Source organism: Dyella sp. OK584 (assembly GCF_057787755.1).
The window spans coordinates 3,443,644-3,464,037 of sequence record NZ_CM173542.1; the positions used below are offsets into that span (position 1 = coordinate 3,443,644).

23 protein-coding genes and 1 tRNA gene are annotated in these 20,394 nt (G+C 61.5%); 12 read left to right on the forward strand and 12 right to left on the reverse strand.

Annotated features, from left to right (window positions below; all coding sequences use genetic code 11):
- Positions 1 to 100 precede the first annotated feature (100 nt).
- On the reverse strand, positions 101 to 1,594 hold the full coding sequence (locus AC3CBN_RS15555; RefSeq protein WP_488633906.1) for an efflux transporter outer membrane subunit: 1,494 nt from the start codon (positions 1,592 to 1,594) through the stop codon (positions 101 to 103).
- Between the two features lie 352 nt (positions 1,595 to 1,946).
- On the opposite strand from AC3CBN_RS15555, the gene AC3CBN_RS15560 reads away from it, so the two are divergent.
- Positions 1,947 to 2,348, forward strand: a complete 402-nt coding sequence (locus tag AC3CBN_RS15560) for an OsmC family protein (protein WP_488633907.1) — start codon at positions 1,947 to 1,949, stop codon at positions 2,346 to 2,348.
- A gap of 344 nt (positions 2,349 to 2,692) precedes the next feature.
- Positions 2,693 to 4,345, forward strand: coding sequence for an MASE1 domain-containing protein (locus AC3CBN_RS15565; protein WP_488633908.1), 1,653 nt, complete (start codon positions 2,693 to 2,695; stop codon positions 4,343 to 4,345).
- Positions 4,346 to 4,374: 29 nt separating this feature from the next.
- On the opposite strand, the gene AC3CBN_RS15570 is transcribed toward AC3CBN_RS15565, so the two are convergent.
- Complete coding sequence (locus AC3CBN_RS15570) at positions 4,375 to 4,842, reverse strand: hypothetical protein (RefSeq protein WP_488633909.1); 468 nt, start codon at positions 4,840 to 4,842, stop codon at positions 4,375 to 4,377.
- A gap of 316 nt (positions 4,843 to 5,158) precedes the next feature.
- Between AC3CBN_RS15570 and AC3CBN_RS15575 the strand changes: the two genes are divergently transcribed.
- The 4 genes from AC3CBN_RS15575 (at position 5,159) to AC3CBN_RS15590 (ending at position 7,971) form a co-directional block, all read left to right on the forward strand.
- Positions 5,159 to 5,557, forward strand: coding sequence for an RNA polymerase sigma factor (locus AC3CBN_RS15575; protein WP_488633910.1), 399 nt, complete (start codon positions 5,159 to 5,161; stop codon positions 5,555 to 5,557).
- A 42-nt stretch (positions 5,558 to 5,599) separates the two neighbouring features.
- The gene (locus AC3CBN_RS15580; protein WP_488636750.1) at positions 5,600 to 5,677 is read left to right on the forward strand and encodes a hypothetical protein; all 78 of its coding nucleotides are present in this window, start codon (positions 5,600 to 5,602) and stop codon (positions 5,675 to 5,677) included.
- Positions 5,670 to 6,776, forward strand: a complete 1,107-nt coding sequence (locus AC3CBN_RS15585; protein ID WP_488633911.1) for a FecR family protein — start codon at positions 5,670 to 5,672, stop codon at positions 6,774 to 6,776. Before AC3CBN_RS15580 ends, AC3CBN_RS15585 begins: the two co-directional genes overlap by 8 nt.
- A 109-nt stretch (positions 6,777 to 6,885) precedes the next feature.
- Complete coding sequence (locus AC3CBN_RS15590; protein WP_488633912.1) at positions 6,886 to 7,971, forward strand: NAD(P)H-quinone oxidoreductase; 1,086 nt, start codon at positions 6,886 to 6,888, stop codon at positions 7,969 to 7,971.
- On the opposite strand, the gene AC3CBN_RS15595 is transcribed toward AC3CBN_RS15590, so the two are convergent.
- The gene (locus tag AC3CBN_RS15595) at positions 7,968 to 8,198 is read right to left on the reverse strand and encodes a hypothetical protein (RefSeq protein ID WP_488633913.1); all 231 of its coding nucleotides are present in this window, start codon (positions 8,196 to 8,198) and stop codon (positions 7,968 to 7,970) included. The two genes, AC3CBN_RS15590 and AC3CBN_RS15595, sit on opposite strands and share 4 nt — an antisense overlap.
- Before the next feature lie 124 nt (positions 8,199 to 8,322).
- Between AC3CBN_RS15595 and AC3CBN_RS15600 the strand changes: the two genes are divergently transcribed.
- A complete protein-coding gene (locus AC3CBN_RS15600) occupies positions 8,323 to 8,550 on the forward strand; it encodes a hypothetical protein (RefSeq protein ID WP_488633914.1) in 228 nt (75 codons plus the stop codon).
- Positions 8,551 to 8,570: 20 nt separating this feature from the next.
- Here AC3CBN_RS15600 and AC3CBN_RS15605 read toward each other — a convergent pair whose 3' ends face one another.
- Positions 8,571 to 9,005: a universal stress protein gene (locus tag AC3CBN_RS15605; protein WP_488633915.1), complete on the reverse strand. Its 435-nt coding sequence runs from the start codon at positions 9,003 to 9,005 to the stop codon at positions 8,571 to 8,573.
- A 232-nt stretch (positions 9,006 to 9,237) separates the two neighbouring features.
- Here AC3CBN_RS15605 and AC3CBN_RS15610 point away from each other — a divergent pair, with 232 nt between their 5' ends.
- The 3 genes from AC3CBN_RS15610 to AC3CBN_RS15620 all read left to right on the forward strand — a co-directional run bounded on the left by AC3CBN_RS15610 (position 9,238) and on the right by AC3CBN_RS15620 (position 11,275).
- Positions 9,238 to 9,675, forward strand: a complete 438-nt coding sequence (locus AC3CBN_RS15610; protein WP_488633916.1) for a universal stress protein — start codon at positions 9,238 to 9,240, stop codon at positions 9,673 to 9,675.
- 149 nt (positions 9,676 to 9,824) lie between these two features.
- Complete coding sequence (locus AC3CBN_RS15615; RefSeq protein WP_488633917.1) at positions 9,825 to 10,421, forward strand: GNAT family N-acetyltransferase; 597 nt, start codon at positions 9,825 to 9,827, stop codon at positions 10,419 to 10,421.
- A complete protein-coding gene (locus AC3CBN_RS15620; protein ID WP_488633918.1) occupies positions 10,418 to 11,275 on the forward strand; it encodes a universal stress protein in 858 nt (285 codons plus the stop codon). The genes AC3CBN_RS15615 and AC3CBN_RS15620 overlap by 4 nt, the downstream gene beginning before the upstream one ends.
- 102 nt (positions 11,276 to 11,377) lie before the next feature.
- Here the strand turns inward: AC3CBN_RS15620 and AC3CBN_RS15625 are convergent, their stop codons facing one another.
- Entirely contained in the window at positions 11,378 to 13,675 is a 2,298-nt protein-coding gene (locus AC3CBN_RS15625) for a TonB-dependent receptor (RefSeq protein WP_488633919.1), read from the reverse strand.
- A gap of 4 nt (positions 13,676 to 13,679) precedes the next feature.
- Here AC3CBN_RS15625 and AC3CBN_RS15630 point away from each other — a divergent pair, with 4 nt between their 5' ends.
- A complete protein-coding gene (locus AC3CBN_RS15630; protein WP_488633920.1) occupies positions 13,680 to 13,805 on the forward strand; it encodes a hypothetical protein in 126 nt (41 codons plus the stop codon).
- 54 nt (positions 13,806 to 13,859) lie between these two features.
- Here AC3CBN_RS15630 and AC3CBN_RS15635 read toward each other — a convergent pair whose 3' ends face one another.
- From AC3CBN_RS15635 to AC3CBN_RS15645, 3 genes are all read right to left on the reverse strand, one after another.
- Complete coding sequence (locus AC3CBN_RS15635) at positions 13,860 to 14,228, reverse strand: DUF2946 domain-containing protein (RefSeq protein ID WP_488633921.1); 369 nt, start codon at positions 14,226 to 14,228, stop codon at positions 13,860 to 13,862.
- 128 nt (positions 14,229 to 14,356) lie between these two features.
- Positions 14,357 to 15,823: a DUF2252 domain-containing protein gene (locus AC3CBN_RS15640; protein ID WP_488633922.1), complete on the reverse strand. Its 1,467-nt coding sequence runs from the start codon at positions 15,821 to 15,823 to the stop codon at positions 14,357 to 14,359.
- 443 nt (positions 15,824 to 16,266) lie between these two features.
- Positions 16,267 to 16,557, reverse strand: a complete 291-nt coding sequence (locus AC3CBN_RS15645; RefSeq protein ID WP_488633923.1) for a hypothetical protein — start codon at positions 16,555 to 16,557, stop codon at positions 16,267 to 16,269.
- Between the two features lie 354 nt (positions 16,558 to 16,911).
- On the opposite strand from AC3CBN_RS15645, the gene AC3CBN_RS15650 reads away from it, so the two are divergent.
- Complete coding sequence (locus AC3CBN_RS15650; protein WP_488633924.1) at positions 16,912 to 17,559, forward strand: hypothetical protein; 648 nt, start codon at positions 16,912 to 16,914, stop codon at positions 17,557 to 17,559.
- 67 nt (positions 17,560 to 17,626) lie between these two features.
- Here AC3CBN_RS15650 and AC3CBN_RS15655 read toward each other — a convergent pair whose 3' ends face one another.
- The 4 genes from AC3CBN_RS15655 to serS form a co-directional block, all read right to left on the reverse strand.
- Complete coding sequence (locus tag AC3CBN_RS15655) at positions 17,627 to 18,268, reverse strand: DUF6988 family protein (RefSeq protein ID WP_488633925.1); 642 nt, start codon at positions 18,266 to 18,268, stop codon at positions 17,627 to 17,629.
- Between the two features lie 79 nt (positions 18,269 to 18,347).
- Positions 18,348 to 18,437 (reverse strand) — tRNA-Ser (locus AC3CBN_RS15660).
- Between the two features lie 250 nt (positions 18,438 to 18,687).
- Positions 18,688 to 19,047, reverse strand: coding sequence for an LrgA (locus AC3CBN_RS15665; protein ID WP_488633926.1), 360 nt, complete (start codon positions 19,045 to 19,047; stop codon positions 18,688 to 18,690).
- 13 nt (positions 19,048 to 19,060) lie between these two features.
- Positions 19,061 to 20,341, reverse strand: a complete 1,281-nt coding sequence (gene serS / locus AC3CBN_RS15670) for a serine--tRNA ligase (RefSeq protein WP_488633927.1) — start codon at positions 20,339 to 20,341, stop codon at positions 19,061 to 19,063.
- Between the last annotated feature and the right edge of the window lie 53 nt (positions 20,342 to 20,394).

Here is a 20,394-nt window from a genome sequence, read left to right on the forward strand (position 1 = left end):
TTCCGTGGCTTCTGCCCAATATAGGGTTGCCACAAGCGGTTTTCACGCCCTGCCTGGGAAGGTGTTCAGCCAGAGGCACCAGATCAAAACGTAGCGTCACTCAACGCGGAACATCCTTGGCGGCTGAAGCCTGTTGCGGCTGCCCTGACGGAATGTCGGCCACCTCGGCGGCACCGTCGAAACCACCACCCAGCGCCTCGATCAACCGGACCGAAATATCGGCCTGCTCGCTTTCCAGCAGTGCGAGCCGCTGCTGGGCAGTCAGAAGTTGCTGTCGGCTGGTAAGTGGTGTCAACGGACCTTTCAGGCCGCCCTTGTACGCCTTCATGGCGTCGTCCCAGCTCTTCTGTGCATCGTCCACGGAGCGCTTTTCCAACACGATCTGCTCGCGCACCGACGACAGCGCGGATACCTGATCGGAGACGTCATTCAACGCGGTGACCAGCAGGCCGTTGTAGCGAGCCACCAGAGCGTCGTAATCCGCATCGGCGATGGACAGATGTGCGCGACGGCGACCACCGTCGAAAATGGGCAGGCTGAGCGCGGGGGCAACCGCATAAGTGCGCGCTGGCAGCTGCAGCACATTGACGCCACCGCCCACGGCAACAAAACCAGCCATCGCACTAAGGCTTATGTTGGGCAGGAATTCGGTTTTGGCCGCTTTGATGTCCTTGTTGGCGGCTTCGATTTCCCAGCGCGCGGCCACCAGGTCCGCACGACGGCCCACCAGGTCCACCGGCAACTTGTCAGGCAGCACGGCTGGGCCACGATCGACCATGTGCGGCCGCTCGATAGCGAGGCCGCGATCGGGCCCCTGTCCCAGCAGGATGGAAAGACTGCTGCGCGCTGCGTCGATGGCGCGATCGGCTGCCACCTTCTGCTGCTCGGCGCCGGCCAGCTGCGAGTCGGCCAGATGCTCCTGCTGTGGCGTGTCGAGACCGCCCGCCACCAGCTTGCGGGTGACATCGAGCGACTGGGAGGCGCGCTGCAGTTCGGCCTCGGCCACATCCTTCTGCGCAAAGGCGTAGCTCAATCGGACATAAGCGCGCGCCACATTCACTGATAACTCGATGCGCGCGGCATAAGCGTCGATCTGCGCGGCACGGCTGCGACCAAGCGCTGCCTCCCACGCGGCACGCTTGCCACCCCACAGATCCAGGTCCCAGGAAAAGCCGGCGGTGATCGACTTGCTCCAGGCAAACGTACCCAGGGTGTAAATCGGGTAAACGAAATCCTTGCTGGACAACCGTGCCCCCGTGATGGAGGCATCAAGCTGCGCCTGCGGCAGACGACCCGCATTGAAACTCGCAGCCACGGCCTGCGCCTGGCGCGCACGCGCCTGGGCCTGGTCCAGGCTGGGGTTGGTCTTCAGTGCTTCGTCGATGAGTGCGCTGAGCTGCGGATCGCCATAAGCAACCCACCAGTCCTGCGTCGGCCACGCCGTGGAGCTGAGCTGCACTTCAGACAGGCTGCGCTCGGACTTGAGGCTGTCCGCATGGGTCATGGCTCCCGTCGTGTGCAATCCCTTGCTGGTGACGCAACCGGCCAGGACGAGACAGAGCGCAATGGCGACAGCGAGTGCGGAGGAACGCATGGCGAGGATCATCCAGAAGGGAGAAGCATACGGTCGATGCGTGCCGGCGTGGACTCGATATCCATTCGCTTGCCGGTAGGCTCCGGTGCGCGACACGTGCATGTGTGAAAAGAGGATGCACACGTGCGCCGATTATATCGCCGCCATCTCGACATCGCATCGCCATCGCGCCTTTCACAGCGACGTATCGAGCACGACCAAGGTCCAATTGCACGCCTGAATTGAGTGCGTGAAGGAGCACTTGGCGCGGCCATCCACACCACCTACGCTCGCCATGCCGATGATGACGGTCGCCACGATCTTCCATACGCAGCTCTAACAGCCGCGTGAAATCACACAGGAGCCTTGCACCATGTCACGTGTTTCATTCGCCACCATCGTGTCCACCGATAGCAACTTTCTCCATCACATCAATGCCGGGCATTTCGCGATGGACACCGACGAGCCGGAAAAGCTCGGCGGCCACGGTGCCGGGCCCGCACCGTTCGACTACTACCTGGCGTCACTCGCGGCGTGCACCGCCATCACGTTGCGCATGTATGCGCAGCGCAAGGGCTGGGATCTGGGAGAGTTCCGCGCCGAGCTGAAGCTGGAGCGCGACGATGACGGCAAGCTGCACGTGCAGCGCACTCTGCACTCCAACCAGCCACTGAGCGACGAGCAATGGCAGCGGCTGCTGGAGATCGTGGCCAATACACCGGTAACGAAGGCCATGCGCGAAGGTGTCGAGATCACCAGTGAACGCGGTGGTTGAGCATTTCCGGGCGACATGACGGCGGCGCCAGGGTGAACGCACGTTCCGCGAAAGTGAGGAAGCCGTCGCAAGTATTCGCGTTCGCTGACAATGTGTGGATTCTTCACCGTTACATCACTCTTTGTCATGCCAGAGTGACTGTTGATAAGGCCAACCTGCACCAGATATACAGGCCCCACCTGTGGTATTTACCCGCACTTGGCAAAGATGGGCGACGGGGTGTCGCTCCATGGCACGCCGAGAAATACTCAGGGCAAAGAGGCCAAGGCGACTCGTCCAGTCGCCTGCATAGCCAAGATCAAAAAGAACCTGCGGAGCATTGATAACCACGGGGGGAGGAAGTCATGGGGGAACGAAACGTGCTGCGTACCTGGGGTCGCCAACTGGCGGTCACAGTTGCTTATGCACTCAGCTACGTGTTGCTTCGGGACGTTTCGGTTTCGCATTGGAACTTGCCGGCGGGGCTGCGGGTGGCTTGCCTGCTGCTGTTCCCCTATCGCTACTGGCCCGCACTGATTGTCGGCGAGACTCTCTCTGTCGGCTATCACGCCTGGCATTGTCGCGACGATTTCGGCTGGCGCTGGGCGTTGCTGGCGGCGGTGCCGCCGATCCTGCCGTTGGCGGTGGTGGTGGCGTGGTGTCGGCGACATGCACGACTGCTGTTGGGCGCACACCAGATCAACATGGCCATGCTGTTGGGCGTCACCCTGGCGGGGGCCGTACTCACGGCGGTCAGCAACGTGATCGTGCTCGCTTCGGTGCAGCTGCCGTCCGGCGAGATGCCACCCCTCGTCACCGCCCAGATCATCTTCGGCTATTTCCTGGGCAACTACCTGGGTGCATTGGCCATCGCACCAACCGCCATAGCCATTTATCTCTGGCAGGCCGGAAACACCGGCACGGCTCCGGAGGCGTCTCTATGGCATAGCCCCCTGGTGCGCGACTGCGTCACGGGCGTGCTCATTTCGTTGTTCGTGCTCATGGGACTGGTATTCAGCAGCCAGGGGGACACCATGCAGGTGTTCCGCATTGCCATGTTCCTGCCCGTCGCGTGGCTGACCGCACGTCACGGCTGGCAGGGAGCCGCCTTGGGCGGAACGCTGGCCAGCATTGCCGTGACAATGACTTCTTCCATCGTCCGCGATCCGGCCGTCATCCAGGCCCAGGCACTCATGGGCTTTGCCGTGACTACCTTGCTCATGCTCGGTTCGCGTATCGCTCGCCAGGCACATTCCGCGCATTCCGGGCATCTCGACACCCTGCGGGGATTCCAGCTGGCCCAGCAGGGCCTGTACCTGGAAGAACTGCGCATGCGCCAGGCCGCCGATGCCCTTGAACATATCGGGCAAAGCATTCGCGAAAACCACAGCCGATTGCTTGAACGCCTGCGGCACGTGCTGCCGGCGAACGAGGAGCACACCTACTCAAGGCAGGTCGCGCTCGCTCAACATGAAATGCATCGGCTGGCCAACGCGCTCTATCCACGAGGCTGGAAGGAACGCGGCGTGCCTGCCACCTTGCGTGAAGGGCCGTTTGCCCAGGCGATTCACATGGCTGGCGCCACCTACCAGTGCGATCTATCGGGGCGCGGCCTCAGCCAGTTGGCGCCGGACGTCCATCTGGCGCTGTACCGGCTGGCTTGCGAGGTGCTGGTGTACCTATTGGCGCGCGGGCCGACGCAGAACATCCATTTGCGGCTGCGCGGAGGCTTCACCGGCGGTCGGCGCTGGGTCGTCATGCGCCTGATTGGCGAGCCAACCTCCATCGCCGGCAGCGAACGCGATGACGTGCGTCAGCTACCGCAAGCGCACGAATCGTGGAAGCAAGCCATGACCCTGTTGGGTGCGAGCGGGCTTGGCATGCCAAGCATTCGTGACCGGGCCCATATCTACGGTGGAAACGTGCACCAGCGCGATCTTCCCGATGGCTTCAGCGTGACGCTGCTACTGCACGACTCACTGCGCACCGTGCCGCTGAACCAGGGCGCTTCCGTATAGAAGCGCCCGGCTCTCAAGTCTTGCAACGATCAGTTGATGCGTGAGCTGCACTCGATAGGGTCTGTGCAGTCACCGTTGGCGACAAAGACTCGTGACGTGCCATCAGGTTGTGGCGCCATCAGCACCTTGACCGACCCGTCCTGATAGACCGTCTCTCCCGTCGTTCCGGCGGGTGCCGGCAAAGGCTCTTGCGGCGTGGCCAGCCGCGTCGCATCCACACCCACGGGCAATGCAAGGAAATTCCTTCCCGACGCGGCAAATGCCGCGCGCACCTTGCCGCTCAGATCATTGATCTGGACGAAACGGATGCCATTGCGTTCGAACACGTACACGTGCCAATGCGGGTTGGCACTCACGTCGGTGGTGTTAGGCCAAGCCTGACCAAGACCCGTGGATGGCAGTCCATCGCCTGCCATGGCGCTCGTCGTTGCCAAGGTCATGGTCAACAGGCCCGTTGCCACAAGACGACCCAACCAGCGATTCGATGCATGCTGCATGTGTTTTCCCTCCATAGCCAATCCCCTATTCCGAGATGCGTTGGAGCATCGTTGCGAGTTCACACAAAAGCCGTCAGCCCTGGCGTGCCAAGGTCTGACGGCGGGCCGAATGTGCCCTACCTGAAGATGCCCCTGAAAGTGCCCGTCGTGTCCGTGCAAGGCTCGATATTCAGATTCGTCGATAGATGCACACAGGGCATCACGCAACCTTCACGAATCCACGCACTCTGATGCAGCCGTTTCACGGAACCGTCACAAACGCGCACTAGCTTGGCTTCAAACGAACCACCTGCCGGCGACGGCGCTGAGAGTGCATGTGACCGCCGACGCAACGTCCGGGCTGGCGCGGCTGTTTGAGGAACGGCAGGCCATGCTCAACCGCCATTTCCTCAAGCGCACTGCGCATGCGGGGGATGCGCAGGATTTCGTGCAAGAGCTGTATCTGCGTCTGTTGCGCACCGATTGCTCAGGTGCAAGCGACATCCAGAATCCCGAAGCCTACCTGTTCACCATCGCCGCCAAACTGATCAAGGAACACGCCTTGCGACGCCATCGCAGCCCGCTGGGAGGCGATGAACTGGAAGAAGTCATCGAGCGTCTTGCCACGCCGTGCGATGCGGCTGCCGGTGTCGATCGCGCACTGCGTCGCCAGCGTCTCACCGACATCATCGGCCGACTCTCTCCCAAATGCCGCGCGGTACTGGTGATGCACTAACGCGACGAACTCGGCTATCGCGAAATCGGTGAGCATCTGAACATTTCCTCGAACATGGTGAAGAAGTACATCGTCAAGGCGCTGGCCGCGTGCAGCGTGGGAATGGCGCGCTATGAATGATCTCACCCGCAACCGCCAGGCCACCGATCGCCTGCGCCGCGCCGCCGAACAGGCCGCGAGCTGGTACCTGGACCAACGCGAAGGACTGGACGAAATCCAGCAAGCACAGTTCATGGCGTGGCTGCGCCAGTCGCCGCTGCACATGGAGGAATACCTCGCCATGGCGCGTCTGCACGGGGACCTGGCGGCCGCCGCGGCATGCGATCCATTGACCGTGCCTCAACTGGGCGAACTGGCAGCCAGCGAGCACGCCGTGGTTCCGTTGCGGCTGAGTGCGCAGGCACGACCAGCCCTGGTTGCGCCTGCGCGGCGTCATCGATGGCAGACCTGGATCACCCGTGCCGTCGCAGCGGCCGTAGTCATGGCGATTGGCGCAGCCGCATGGCTGGCACAGTCTCCTCAGACGTGGCTCGCCTATAGCTCGGGGCCGGCTGAGCTACGCAGCATTGCCCTGCCCGACGGCACCCAGCTGCAGCTCGATCGCGACAGCGTACTGACTGTTCGGTTCGACGCGCATCAGCGCCAGATCGACGTACTGCGTGGCGGCGCGCTATTCGATGTTGGCCACGATGCCGCGCGCCCACTACAGGTACGGCTGGGAGCCAACATCCTGCAGGACATCGGCACAGTGTTCGACGCACACCATTCCCCGGACGGCGGCAGCGTTACCGTGATCAGCGGCAGAGTTCAGGTGTGGCAGCGCGAGCACGATGTCTTGGTGTTTTTCGGCACGGCGTCGGATGACCGCGCCATTGCAGACCTCGGCGCCGGTCAGCTCGCCAGCATGCATCGTGACGGCTCGCTCGACCTCATCGATCATCACGCCGATCTTGATCGCAGCACTGCCTGGCTACCTTCGGACATCCATTTCGAGCACGCCAGCGTGGCGGACGTGGCGCGTCGCTTCAATGCCTACAGCAAACGTCCACTGTTGATCGACGATGCAGCCATCGCCGCCACGCGCATCTCCGGCCGGTTCCATGCGCGCGACATGGAGGCCTTCATTGCCTACCTGCATACGCTTCCCGGCGTGAGGGTCGTCCGCGGCGAGAACGACATCCATGTCATCGGCGTGTCGCACGTCGCAAGCAAGTTGTAAGAAACAATTCATGGGGAATACGGTGCCTGACGACGGTCATGCCCAAGCTTGCCGTCTGGCCCGCCACACGGCAGTGAATCACGTGGAGACGACGGACGGCTGAGTCATCATGGATACCTCCCTGGCACATACCCAAAGCCAGTACGGCCGTATCCACCGCCATCCACGCCGCCCGACCACGATGAGCCAACCAACGCTCCCGACCACCATGACCGAAATCCGGATCACCGCACACGGTGGTCCGGAGGCCCTGCAACCGCATGTCATTGCAGTACCAACACCTGCCCCGGGCGAGCTGTTGGTACAGGTGGAAGCTGCCGGAGTGAACCGGCCTGACGTGCTGCAGCGCGCCGGCCATTACCCGCCACCGCCCGGCGCCAACCCCACGCTGGGGTTGGAAGTCGCCGGCAAGGTGGTTGCGCTGGGCGAAGACGTGACGGGCTTTGCCATAGGCGATGCGGTGTGCGGATTGACCAACGGTGGCGGCTACGCCCAATTTTGCGTCGTTCCTGCGGGACAGGTATTGCCGATACCAGCCGGGCTATCCGCCGTGCAGGCTGCGGCGATTCCGGAAACGTTTTTCACGGTGTGGGTCAACCTGTTCGACATGGGCCACGCACGCAAGGGCGACGTTGTGCTGATCCATGGCGGCACCAGCGGCATCGGCACCACGGCGCTGATGCTTTGTCGCGAGTTTGGCATCCGCACCTTTGCCACGGCAGGCGGTGAAGAGAAATGCGCGGCGATCCGCGACCTGGGCGGCGAGGCCATCAACTATCGCCAGGAAGCGTTTGCAGAAGTCGTGCTGGCCCGGACTGACCGGCACGGTGCAGACGTGATCCTCGACATCATGGGCGGCAACTATTTCGACGACAACCTGACCACCCTCGCCCGCGACGGCCGGCTGCTGCTCATTGGCTTCCTGGGTAGCCCTGTGGCCGAGCGGGTCGACCTGCGCGCCATCGCAGTCAAGCGCGCGGTGGTGACTGGTTCGACCATGCGAACCCGCACCGCGCGCGAGAAGGCGGTGATCGCCGAATCATTGCGCACGCACGTCTGGCCCGTGCTCGCCGAGGGCCGCTGCGTACCGATCATTCATGCGGTCTACCCGCTCGAGCGAGCGCCTGACGCGCATCGCGAGATGGAATCCAGCCAGCACATCGGCAAGATCGTGCTCGAAGTCCACCAGGGCTAGTAGACCCTTTCCTCCAGGTTGCTCGTCGAGGGGAACGACGTGTGACCACGCGACGTTTCCACCAGCTCTTCCATCTGCCGACGTGCTTCCCGTATCTGCAATTCGCCGGACGGATGCCGACGCAGCTGAGCACGAAGCAGCTCGACCTCCTGCTGCAGTAGCGCATTCTGCTCGATCAGCTCATCGCATGCGCGAGAAAGCAGGTCGTTGTCGCGGTCCCATTCCATGATGCGCTCCACCCCGTCACCAAGTGGGGATATCCAAGCTGCATCCAGTGCCGTTAAGCCAGTGTGACCCTTTGGATAAGTCTTTCGCATCGCGTTGATGCCAGCCAGGTGTAGGCTCCGCAACATGGCCAAGTCACGTGCCGACCTCGATCTGATGCTTGATGCCCTGGACGATTTCATCCCGGGCCTGGCAAGCAGCAAACCCAATGCAGGCGACTTCTGGACCGAATTCAACAAGCTTGCCAATGCCGTACAGGAAAACGCCGACCCTCATGACAGTGGCTGGGTGTGCGACCGTCTGGACGCCATCCAGGTAAAGCATCACCTGGTGCCCCCAGCCGACCAGATCTGAACGATCTGTGTCGCGCTGCTTCAGTGACAGACCAGCACCGGCACGTCGCAACTCAGCATGACCTTGTGCGTGACGCTGCCCAGAAGCACACGCTCGAGACCCTGGTGTCCACGCGAGGCCATCACGATCAGGTCGCAACGATGCTTTGCCGCGGCCGCGACGATCGCCACATAGGGGCGAAGGTCGAACACGAATTCCGTCTCGCAGGCGACGCCGGCGGCATTCGCACGACTGGTGATTCCATCGAGATAGGCCAGTGCACGCAGTCTCGCAATATCGGTATGGGAGTCGCTTGACTGGATCAACTCCGCCACATACGAAACAGCTGGCAGCGGCGCGAGCACATGAAACCCATACACCTTGGCCTGCAGCCGGCGGGCCAGTTCAATACCCGTATCCACGGCCCGGAAGGCGTGCTCGGAACCATCAACCGGCAAAAGAATATTCTGGAACATGGTGCAGCCTCCCATGGCATCCCTCTTCCAGTTTAATCAGCGAGTGTTTGCGCGACGTGCATGGCGCCGCCGAGACATTGCACCGCGCGGCGGATTGACGCCTGCCCACCCACCCTGCAGGCCACGGGCCTAGGCTGTAGTCCAGGTTTCGTGACAGGCAATGCACAAGCCCTGCGTGACGCTAGGCACCGGTCCCATCCCACCCGCCGCCCCTGCACTCAGTGAGGCACCCATGTTCAAGCACCTTCTCATTCCCATCGACGGCTCCGAACTTTCCATGCGCGCCGCCCAAACGGGCATCGAACTGGCCAAGTTGTGCCAGGGCAAGGTGTCAGTCATTCATGTGATCCCGCCGTTTCGAACCATCGCTTACATGGGCACCATCCTGGCAGCCACCGAGTTCGCCTATAACGAAGATGCCAAGTCCAACGGCGAGCGCTATCTGGCCGATGTACGCGCCAAAGCCGAAGCGGCGGGCGTAAGTTTCGAGGCTGAAGCAACCTTCGGCGAGGAGCCCTACGAAATCATCGTGCAAGCAGCGAAAGCCAAGCAGTGCGACCTGATCGTGATGGGTTCGCATGGGTGGCGTGGCATGACGCGCCTGTTACTGGGAAGCGAAACGCAAAAGGTACTGTTACGCAGTGAGGTTCCCGTACTGGTCTGTCAATAACGTCTCAATGGGGCGGCGCTCCAGCCCCATTGATGCACGTCAGCTTTGCGACGTTTGGGCGGGCGTACAAGTTTCGGCGATAGCACGCTATCGCCCGCGACCAGGGAATGGAATCAATTCTGGCGCGCCATGAACCGTCAGGAGGATGCATGTCCATCGTCACACAACCCAGCCAGTCCGAACACGAAACGGCTCTTTCGCAGGCTTGCGAAGAGCAACCGCACATTCACCGCAATGCCTGCCTGAAGGACGGCACTCCGGTACTGATCCGCCCCTTGCTGGCTGAAGATCGCGAACTGGAAACCGCATTTATCCACGGCCTGTCAGCCCGTTCGCGACGCCTGCGCTTTCTTTGCAACTTCAGGCAACCCAGCGAAGCGCTCATCGACCAGATGATGGATATCGACTACGACAAACGCACCGCCTTGATGGCCCTGATCGAGGTCGATGGCGAGCTTCGAGAAATCGGCGTGAGCCGATATTGCGCCACCACTGATGCTGATTGTTGCGAGTGCGCCATTACCGTGACAGATGACTGGCAGCGTCGCGGTCTCGGTGCGCTGCTGATGCGTCACCTGATCGACGAGGCGCGCACGCACGGCTTCAACCGGATGATTTCGGTAGACGCCGCCAGCAATCAGGCCATGTGCGGCCTGGCACGGCGGCTGGGTTTCGAACGCAGGCTTGATCCCGATGATCCGTCACAGGCGATACACACGCTCAACATCCAGGCCAGACAGCCATGATTTCATCAGCCAACATCACCCGACATCCCACCGGCGCGCCGACCGATGTGCTGGCATTGGTGACATCCACTTCCCCATGGAGTCCTGCCGCCGTCGCGGCGGCGAACTTGGCCGCGATGTTCGAAGCAAGGCTCACTGGCTGTTACATCGATTCATCCTTGCGCATGCTGCATGGCGGCGAGGCAGATCCTTCCGTGCTGGCTTTGCTGCTGGATGCACCACATGAAAATCGTGGAGATCGCGACGAGTTCCTCGCGTTGGCGCGCCAGGCTGGCGTGCATCGCGCGTCCTGGCTGGCCACGCGCGCGGGAATCGCGCGCACGATGCGGCAACTGGGCGCCTGGCACGACCTTATCGTGATAGAACGCGACATCGTGGATGAAGGCAGCGCCTTCGATGTACTAGGCGAGGCACTACTGACGTGCCGCACGCCCTGCCTGCTCCTTCCACCGGCGTGGCAGGGTGCAATGACCTTCTCTCGCGTTGCGCTTGCCTGGAATGGCTCCATCGAATCGGTTCGGGCCATTCACGCCGCCTTGCCGTTCGTGTGGTTGGCCGATGAAACCCTTCTCATCGACGGTGAATCGTCCACCTACGAGGAAGACCAGGATCGTGCCACCCCATTCGATCCACACGCTTATCTTCTCAATCATGATGCCAAGGTAAGCACGCGCCGCCTTCATGCCACGCAGCAAGACGCTGGTGCGGCCTTGCTGCGAGAAGTTACATCCGCAAAGGCCGATTTGCTGGTCATGGGCGCTTATGGCCATTCACGCGTACGCGAGCGCATTCTTGGCGGCGCCACCCGCCACATCCTGCAGCACGCCGACGTGCCGGTGTTGATGCAGCACTGAGAAGCATCAGCGACCTCGGTAGGAGCGCACCCTGTGCGCGACAAGCCAGCGGAGCCGCAATGCCGCTGTCGCGCACTGGGTGCGCTCCTACAAAAGACCTTCTCACAAGCTCAGCTTGAGATCCGCCACATATGTCCGTTGCGGGAACGGATGGAAAAGGTAGTACTTCTCGTTGGTGAAGTTGTCCACGCCAAACGACGCTGCCAGGTGATCGTTGATCTGATAGTGCGCACGCACGTCGAACACGCGGAAACTATCGAAAGCACCAAACACATGGGGCGTGTTGTCGGTGTTGTCCAGCGTCGAGTACTGCCGCCCGCTGTATCGACCAGCGAGGGTGAACGCCCAGGCGGCGTTAGGCCGATAGGTTGCCACCGCCGTAGCACGCCAGCGCGGCACGTAGGGTGCATGCTTGCCCTCGGATGTCGTACCCGCGGCGCTGACGAAGCTGTCGTTGGAAAGAATGGTGGAGTCAACGAAGGTCACGCTGCCGGATAGCTCCAGACCCTGTATCCACACGTTGTCCTTCTGCGCCACCAGTTCCGCACCGCGGTTGCGCAACTCGCCCACGTTCATCACATAGGTGACCGGCACAGCCACATTGGGCAGCGTCGAAGTCTGCGAAACCAGCGCCTGCCGGGTGTTCTCCTGAAACAGCGAAAGCCGCAGCATGCCCTGATCGATCGCGTGCTCGATCGCCAATTCACCGCTGCGTACGGTTTCCGGCTTGAGGTCGGGATTGGGCACGCTATTGGTCGAGCCGGTGGACACCAGCTGATACAACTCACCTACCGTGGGAAAACGCACGGCCCTGGCCAATGAGCCCGTCACCCGCCAATCGGTTGCCACGCTCCATTGCAGCGTAGCCTTGGGCGAAAACGCATCGGCTTTCTCCACCGGCTGCCGTACCGCCGTCTTGCCGCTGAAGTTGAAACCGTCGCTGGCCTTCCACCACTCATAACGGCCGCCAAGCGTCAGCAGCCAGCCCGGAGCCAATCGCCACGCATCCTGCAGCCACAACGCCTGCGTTCGCGTCTTGCCACTGCCTGCCGAATACAGCGTGGTGACGCTGGAAGGATCTTCCCAGTTGGCGAGATTGCGCGTTGGGTTATCCAACTCGTATTGATCGGCGTGCGCGCCCAACGATATTTCGTGTGCACCGTCATAGCCCTGTGGTCGCCAGAAGCCGGTAGCGTCGACGGTTGTCCATTGCGTGCCGCCATAGGTCGCCAGGCGTCCGTTGGTTGTCAATCCGGTTCCATTGGTGACGCCCGCTGGCGACCACTGGTTGTCCTTGAGAAAATCGTAGTGCGTGACCACGAAGGAGGCGTCGTAGTCACCCTTGGTGTCCGACTTGATCGATAGCGCCTGCATCAGATGGTGCGCGCTTAGCTGGTAAGTGTTGCTGGCGAAACCCGCCACCTTGCCATAGGTGGGGTCGCCCGCTGCGTCGGTGAGGTAAGTGTCCGTACGCGATTGCCCATGGTTGCTCCAATAGCCAACCAGATAAGTGGCTCGCCACTGCGGCGTGATGTCATAAGTCAGCTTGCCATTGAGATCCAGCATGCGTGTATGCAGCAATCCACCCGCGCCATACACGTTGGCCACCTGCCCCAGCTTGTTCAACGCGGGAATCGTGCCGCCCGTGCCCGCGGGCGTGGTGCCGCCGGTGATGATGGAAAGTGGCTGACTGAAGCTGTTGGCCGCGTTGGCGCCGAAGAACCAGCCGAGGTTTCCGCTGCGCCCGCCAGCAGTGAGGCTGGTCTGGCTGGTGCTGTAGTTGCCGTGCGTGCCGTACAGGTCAAACGATTGCACGGCCTGGGTTTGCTTGATGGTGACTTCGGTTTTTTCAGGCATGCGCGTGGTGATGCGCATGACGCCGCCCATCGAGTTTCCCGCATAGGCTGCCGAGAATGGCCCATACAACATGTCGATGTGATCAACCGCCTCTGGCGAGGTGATGCCCCAGCGCGGCGCGCCAATCGTGTTGTTGTTGGCGATCAGCGCCGAGATCGGGATGTCGTCGATATAGACCAGCGTGCGGGCACTCGAATTGACGCCCCAGGTGCGCGTTGCCAGCACGGGCTGTGTATCGCCGTAGTTGCGCTTGCGTATGAACACGCTGGGCAAATACTTGGCCGCATCCTCCACGTCCACCGCATTGACGGTAGCCTCGATACGCTCGGCAGGAATGCTGACCAGGGTGGCGGGAAAGCCGGGGGCCGCAATCGTCGGCGTGGCCGCAACCACCTTCACCGCGCTCAGGCTGGTCACATTTTTGTCAGCCGCGGACGGGTTTTGCGAATCGGCATCCGTCCCGCCCTGGGCCAGCGCGATGGAAGAAGCAAGCAGCGTCAGTGGCAAGCCGAGAGCCGCCCCGCGCAGAAAAAAAGAACACATGGCAATGAATCCATTGATCGCCGGCGCCGCTACGCGACGCCATGAACGCTCCAGACAACCATGCACGCGCAACGACTACCGGCGTGATTCCGCGCACGGCGCCTTGCCAGGCATGCATGAGTTGCTGTGATGTCGGGCCGCACGCGCAAATGGCGCGCTATCGACCCGTGCAAACGTCATTCCGTCAGAACAACGGCGGTCCGCGCGGACGCGCACTGAGCAGCGGCAATGCATGCCAACGCCAGCCGGCCTGGATGAGCGGCGCCAACACCGGCAGCCATGCCGCCACCGACATGACGGGCACGCCACCCGCCAGCAAGGGGCTGTGCCCCAGCAGCACGCAGTAGCCGCACTTGTCGCTGTGCTGGGCCGGATCGCCCGGGCCGGAGGGATGCTGGTCGTCGAGGCCATGCCCGGTACACCAGGCACCCAGATCTGGCGTCGACCACGCCGACGGCAGTACACGGGAGATAGTCGGCGCGGCCACGAGCAGCCACACGGCGGCGATAGCCAGCCATGCAACGAAACGCCGTGGTGCCCTGCTCCCGATCAACTGAAACCCCAACCGCCAAAGCCTAGAGTAGGCTCCAGACATGATCGCACGCCCCGCCCCCTATGGGCAGGGTTATTCCCCTGCGGCACGGCGTCACGCGCCGCGAGGGGCGCGTTGGGTGCCCGTCTTCAAGCGCTCTCAGTTGCCGCGGCAGCCGCGCGCGAATTCCGTTTTGACGGGCTCGCTGCCGCGACCATGCGTGCATGGTCGCGTGTTGCCTGGTCGGCGTAGCTCAAGGCGAACTTGCCCATGGCCTCATCCAAGGCTTCGCTCTTTCCGCAATAGCCGGCAATCATCGCGGCGTCACCGGACTTGGCGTGCGCCAGTGCCAGTGCCCAGCCGCACAAGCGGCAATACGGGGCAAAACTGTCGAGCGCTTTGCGATTGCCTTCCTCGAACTCGATACCACCCTTCATGTCGGCGAGCTGCCGTACATAGAAGGAAGAATCATGTGCCTTACCCCAGCCAAGGAAAATGTCCGGCGAGCCTTGAATCAGGCGCTGCCCCATCACGATTCGCTTGCCCTGATCATGCATGGCCAGCGGGGTCTTCACATAAGGGGCGAGCGCCGACGGCAAGGCCTGCTTCACCTGCAGAAACAGCGGATCGTCCTCATCGGAACCCCGCAACATCAACACCCAACAGCCTGTGCCGACGCTCCCCACGCCCACCACTTTGCGCGCGGAATCGACGAGGCGATAACGCGACAACAGGCGCTTGCGATCTTCCGCCAACGAGCCGAAATAAGCCTGCAGCATCTCATCGAGCGCCACCTTGATCGGCGTGCCATCTTCCAGCGTCGGCTCACGCACGATCAGGGGAACGTTCTCCACGATGCGGGACTCGCCGTCCACCATCTCAGTGAGCTTGTCTAGCGTACGCAGGTGGCCTTTGGTGCGTGCGCGCTGCATCATCCGTTCCGCTCCCTCTCGGAAACGATCAGGTGCGCCATCGAGAATCTTTTGCTCGTTGATCTGGTCGTACCAGACGTCGAGATAACCCATCTCCGCATAGCGCCCGATCCGCTTGCGATACGACGCGACCACTTGTCGTGCCGCCTCCTCACCCACCACATCGTCGCCACCCATGAAGCGCGCGGCGAGCACGGCACTGGCCACCAGCCGCTTGAGATCCCACTCCCAAGGACCCGGATGCACTTCGTCGAAATCATTGATGGCGAAAATGAGGTTGCGCTCTGCCGAAGCGAAGAGGCCGAAGTTCGCTACATGCATGTCGCCACAAGCAGCCACCTGCAACTCGGTGACCGGCGTTCCCGCGAGGTCGGATGCCATGACCGCCGCCGATCCCCGATAGAACCCGAACACCGATGCCCGCATCCGGGCATTTCGCACCGGCACAAGCTTCTGCACGCGAGAACGGTTCTGCTCGTTCAGGATATCCATCGGGTCACGCCGGTTGCGCGCCGGGGTGTAGATGGCGTGCTCTTTCCGCGACACCTTCTGGCGGAGTTGTTTGCCCATGTAAAGCCGCTCTTCGCGGGTCGGGCGCTCGCTGGTAAAACTATCCAGCATGGTCAACTTCGCCTGCGCGGAGAGAATGCTGTAGTAGCTGGCTTCGGCCTGGGGTACGTTCATGGGCATAACCTCCGTGGGCAGGATCGCGGGTATCCGGCCTCCCCTTTCGGCAGACCAGACCTATGCCGCAATACATTGCGCCGGGAAGGATTAAGTCGGGATCAAGGGCGCGGCGGGCATGACGCCGGAAAATGCCGGGGCCTCACTCAAGTTAGCCTGTAGAAATAAACGCCCCGGTCAATCGCCATTGACCTTCGCGCAAGCGTAGAAATACTTAGTGAAGCGCTGCCCCAAAGTACGCTGGCCGAACTGCAGACGCGCGTTGCCATCATGACTATGCGGCGTAGCGACAACTTCCGAGCGTGTCAGCGGATTGGCGAGCGTGACGAAGAGCGAGCACGTCAGCCTGACCGAGCGAGTCGGTCCGCCATATGCGATGCGTACTCTTCGGCGTGTAGAACGACACACAACACTAAGGCTACAAAGGCACCGCGAAGCAGTGATCAGTCCAGTGTTTCATCAAGCGGCGGCCAACACTCGCCGTAGATCACAAGTGCGTCTTCTCGATCGATGATGAGCCCGTCCGGCGACACCCAGCCCTGCTCCGTCACATACATCATGAAACAAAGCTCACATGCCTTGCAGCCACAGCGACCGTCGCAGCCGCGCAGGCAATCTGGCGTGCAAGTACACGGAATGGCGTCATCGGGCCTTTTTGAGCCGACGATGAAGTAGCCATTTGAATCGGGATAACGCCGCTTGCCTACGGCGGTTGGTAGATAGGTCGGTTCCATAACGAAGCCGCCAGCTTGTGTTTGTAGTACAGCCTCGATCGATCATCGAGCATCGGGTACGGGGCTGCAAGGTTGTTCCGGTTGGTGAACTGAGGTAAATGAACCTGACCCTGTTTAGCGAGCTGCCGCACGCGCCAACATGCGGAACGTCTTGGGCCAGAGGGCAAAGCTGTGGTCAGTCGCGAGGGGCTGCGGCCAAAGTTGGCTCAAGGGTAAGATCGGGTAGCCTGCGCAGAGGGGTATTACCTCTCCACTCGGCAGTCAGGCCACAGCTGAGTCCACCTCTGACATGTTCCACCCGGTTGCTAGCAACCTCACATTGGATTGCGTCATGCGCTCAAGGAGCACCTCTTTATGACGTTGGGAGAAAGCCTTGGGCTTTTTGCGACCTTAATCACCATCTGCGTCGCGGTTTATGGGCTGGACTCGTGGCGGCGCGAGCATTCCGGGCGACGCCAAATTGAACTGGCAGAGGACGCACTGGCTTTGTTCTATGAGGCAGCCGATGCGCTGAAACACATCCGGCATCCGGCAAGTTTCGGATACGAAACAAAAGAGATCACCCGGCAAGAAGATGAAACTGATGAGGCATTCTCCGCCCGCAAAAACGCCTCAATCGTTTTCGTTCGAACAGCCGGATACAGCGAGCTTTTCAATAAGCTCCACGCCATGCGCTATCGGTTCATGGCGCAAATCGGAAAAGATGAAGGCAAGCCATTCGAGGACATCCGACGCATTGTGCTTGATGTGGAAGGTGCCGCCTCCGCTCTTGCACGGATTTGGCCTCGTCAGCATTTCAGAACAGATGACGATCTTTCGGCCCACCACAACCGCGTTGAGGAATTGGAGAATGTCTTTGGATGGGGCGTAGAAGACCCCATCACCCCAAGGGTCGAACAGGTCATCAGCTCAATCGAAACCACATGCCGCGGCGTTATTGGAGGGAGCGGCACTCTTTACGGCGCGCTCAACGTCAAATTAGGGAAACGAAAGCGGAAGTAGTGGGGGCGTGCCGCCGAAACGTGGATGCCGCGCATGATGAACTAACGCTGCAAGAGATTTTTGTCTTTCAGCTATCAGAGCCCTCGTGGATTGGCAATTTCTGGTCAGACTCATGGGATGACTGAGCATCATCCATCCCGTTGAGCATTTCATTGGCGAGTTCTGCTTCACCAGCCACACCGCCAACGATGTCCAGTGCAGCCATCCTGGCGACCCAGGTGCCGATGTCTAAGGCATTCGCCATGTCTTCGACGGTGTATCGGGGACCGACGACGTCGGGCCCTTGTCGCATCACAAGATGCTCAATACCGCCATGCGTGAATGCGTTGAGGCGTTTCACCAAATTTTGTAGCTGTCCTTTTTGGGGGCCGGAAGAATGCTCATCGGCAATACGCCGCAACAACACATCGAGCGTGGACGTTGACCTTCCTTCCATGAACGCATACAGCTGGGCCTCATCGGCTTGGTAGAGCAGCCAATAGCCCAACGCAAATCCTTCGACGGCCGGCCGCAGTAGGGCCAGGGCAGAGCCGTAAGCCTTGGCCTCAACCAGCACCGTCATGCCTCGTTGGTGCTCCAACGCCAATTGGTATGCAGCACTCGCGAGACGATTTCTTGTCGTGCCTGTCACTTCCCGGCCCTGCACGCGCTCCATGGCCCAGTCGGCCGTATCTTTGGCTTGGCGATAAGCCTGATTGAATGCGTTCATGAATGCCCTCTCTACTCGTTGGATCTGAGCAAACAAAAAGGGGTCAGAGACATATATGCCTCTGACCCCTTCCGATATCTGGCGGAGAGAGTGGGATTCGAACCCACGGTAGGCTCACACCTACGGCAGTTTTCAAGACTGCTGCCTTAAACCACTCGGCCATCTCTCCGAATTGTCTCCGTGAACAGGCGTCTTGCAGACGCCGCTACGGCAGTTTGACTCCGGGCATCCTGCCCTCCGCCTCTTCGGGGCCACCGACTTGGTCGGTGTTCGCTTCGGCTTCCTGCCTCCGCGTCAAGACTGCTGCCTTAAACCACTCGGCCGTCTCGCCGAATTGTTGCTGCTCTGACACCTTGTAAGGCGCTGGATTCCAGCTTTCGCTGGAATGACGAGCTTGAGCTTGCAGGGCCGTCATCCTATCAGGAATGGGGTGCGGTTCCCTGCCCTTTCTTCGCCAGGGCGATCATGGCCCACAGCATGATGCCGACCGGAATCGCCGCACCGATCAATGGAAGCAGCAATACCGGTTGGCGGATCACCATCGGCGCCAACTGAGTGGCAGCGGCGAAGCCGATCACCCAGAACCGAAGCTTGCGTCTGCGGCGGGCGAACCAGAATGCGCCGAGCACAAGCACGGTGGCGACGCTGCTTAGCACCAGGTCCGCCATCGGCAATGGAAACATGCCGATCAGGCCGAGCCGGGTCAGCAGTTCCGTGGCCAGGATCGTCAGCAACGTGTAGCTGGCGGTGAGTTCGACCTTGTCCCAACGCTGGCTCATGCGGGCAGCAACCTCAGGCGATCTGTTGGAGGTTGCGCATGTACGGGCGCAACACGTCGGGCACGGTGATCGAGCCGCCGGCGTTCTGGTAGTTCTCCATCACCGCGACCAGCGTGCGGCCCACGGCGAGGCCGGAGCCGTTGAGCGTGTGCACCAGTTCGGGCTTGCCGGTTTCCGGGTTGCGCACGCGTGCCTGCAGGCGACGAGCCTGGAAGTCTTCGAAGTTGGAGCAGCTGGAAATTTCGCGATAGGTGCTCTGGCTGGGCAACCACACTTCCAGATCGTAGGTCTTGGCCGAACCAAAACCCATGTCGCCGGTGCACAGCAGCACCTTGCGATAAGGCAGACCGAGCAACTGCAGCACCTTCTCGGCGTGGCCAACCATTTCCTCAAGCTGCGCATAGGACTCGCCGGCCCGCGCAATCTGCACCATTTCGATCTTCTCGAACTGATGCTGGCGAATCATGCCGCGCACGTCACGGCCATAGCTGCCCGCCTCGGCGCGGAAGCACAGCGTGTGCGCGGTCATGCGCAACGGCAGTGCATCGGCCTCCTGGATGGTGTCGCGCACCAGGTTGGTCAGCGGCACTTCGGCGGTCGGGATGAGATAACGCCTGGTGTCGCCGACCTGGGTCGCGAAAAGGTCTTCCTCGAACTTGGGCAGCTGGCCGGTGCCGAGCATGCTGTCCGCGTTGACGATCACCGGTACGTTGCATTCCAGATAGCCGTGCTCGCCGGTCTGCAGATCGAGCATGAACTGCGCAATCGCGCGATGCAGTTGCGCGAGTTGACCGCGCATGACGGTGAAGCGTGAACCCGAAAGCTTGGCGCCGGCTTCGCCGTCGAGCCAACCGTGGCGAGTGCCAAGATCGACGTGATCCTTTACTGCGAAATCGAACGTGCGCGGCGTGCCCCAGCGCGACTGTTCGACGTTCTGGGTTTCGTCGTTGCCCAGCGGCACGGACTCATGCGGAATGTTCGGCAGGCCCAGCGCGATGTCGGCGAGCTTTGCCTGCACCTCGGCAAGGGCGTGTTCGTTGGCCTTGAGCTTGTCGCCGATGCCGGCGACTTCGGCCATCAGTGGCGCGACGTCATCGCCCTTGGCCTTGGCTTGGCCGATGGCCTTGGACCGCGTGTTGCGCAGGTTCTGAAGCTCCTGCGTCTCGGTAGACAGCTGCTTGCGCTGGCTCTCCAGCGCCTCGATGGCGGCCACGTCGAGCGTGTAGCCACGGGTCTCCTTGAGGCGCGCGGCGGTTTCGGCCAGGCGCGAACGCAGCAGTGCGGGATCCAGCATGATCGGTCCAGACAATGACTCAGAACCGGGGATTATCGCTGCGGGGCTGTGAT

Coding starts and splice junctions, on each gene's coding strand:
- AC3CBN_RS15630 (WP_488633920.1), top strand. CDS start 13,680: ATGAATCCATTGATCGCCGGCGCCGCTACGCGACGCCATGAACGCTCC.
- AC3CBN_RS15645 (WP_488633923.1), bottom strand. CDS start 16,557: ATGGAACCGACCTATCTACCAACCGCCGTAGGCAAGCGGCGTTATCCC.
- AC3CBN_RS15585 (WP_488633911.1), top strand. CDS start 5,670: ATGAATGATCTCACCCGCAACCGCCAGGCCACCGATCGCCTGCGCCGC.
- AC3CBN_RS15555 (WP_488633906.1), bottom strand. CDS start 1,594: ATGCGTTCCTCCGCACTCGCTGTCGCCATTGCGCTCTGTCTCGTCCTG.
- AC3CBN_RS15595 (WP_488633913.1), bottom strand. CDS start 8,198: ATGGAATGGGACCGCGACAACGACCTGCTTTCTCGCGCATGCGATGAG.
- AC3CBN_RS15625 (WP_488633919.1), bottom strand. CDS start 13,675: ATGTGTTCTTTTTTTCTGCGCGGGGCGGCTCTCGGCTTGCCACTGACG.
- AC3CBN_RS15570 (WP_488633909.1), bottom strand. CDS start 4,842: ATGCAGCATGCATCGAATCGCTGGTTGGGTCGTCTTGTGGCAACGGGC.
- AC3CBN_RS15650 (WP_488633924.1), top strand. CDS start 16,912: ATGACGTTGGGAGAAAGCCTTGGGCTTTTTGCGACCTTAATCACCATC.
- AC3CBN_RS15655 (WP_488633925.1), bottom strand. CDS start 18,268: ATGAACGCATTCAATCAGGCTTATCGCCAAGCCAAAGATACGGCCGAC.
- AC3CBN_RS15620 (WP_488633918.1), top strand. CDS start 10,418: ATGATTTCATCAGCCAACATCACCCGACATCCCACCGGCGCGCCGACC.
- serS (WP_488633927.1), bottom strand. CDS start 20,341: ATGCTGGATCCCGCACTGCTGCGTTCGCGCCTGGCCGAAACCGCCGCG.
- AC3CBN_RS15560 (WP_488633907.1), top strand. CDS start 1,947: ATGTCACGTGTTTCATTCGCCACCATCGTGTCCACCGATAGCAACTTT.
- AC3CBN_RS15565 (WP_488633908.1), top strand. CDS start 2,693: ATGGGGGAACGAAACGTGCTGCGTACCTGGGGTCGCCAACTGGCGGTC.
- AC3CBN_RS15590 (WP_488633912.1), top strand. CDS start 6,886: ATGGATACCTCCCTGGCACATACCCAAAGCCAGTACGGCCGTATCCAC.
- AC3CBN_RS15615 (WP_488633917.1), top strand. CDS start 9,825: ATGTCCATCGTCACACAACCCAGCCAGTCCGAACACGAAACGGCTCTT.
- AC3CBN_RS15640 (WP_488633922.1), bottom strand. CDS start 15,823: ATGAACGTACCCCAGGCCGAAGCCAGCTACTACAGCATTCTCTCCGCG.
- AC3CBN_RS15665 (WP_488633926.1), bottom strand. CDS start 19,047: ATGAGCCAGCGTTGGGACAAGGTCGAACTCACCGCCAGCTACACGTTG.
- AC3CBN_RS15610 (WP_488633916.1), top strand. CDS start 9,238: ATGTTCAAGCACCTTCTCATTCCCATCGACGGCTCCGAACTTTCCATG.
- AC3CBN_RS15600 (WP_488633914.1), top strand. CDS start 8,323: ATGGCCAAGTCACGTGCCGACCTCGATCTGATGCTTGATGCCCTGGAC.
- AC3CBN_RS15605 (WP_488633915.1), bottom strand. CDS start 9,005: ATGTTCCAGAATATTCTTTTGCCGGTTGATGGTTCCGAGCACGCCTTC.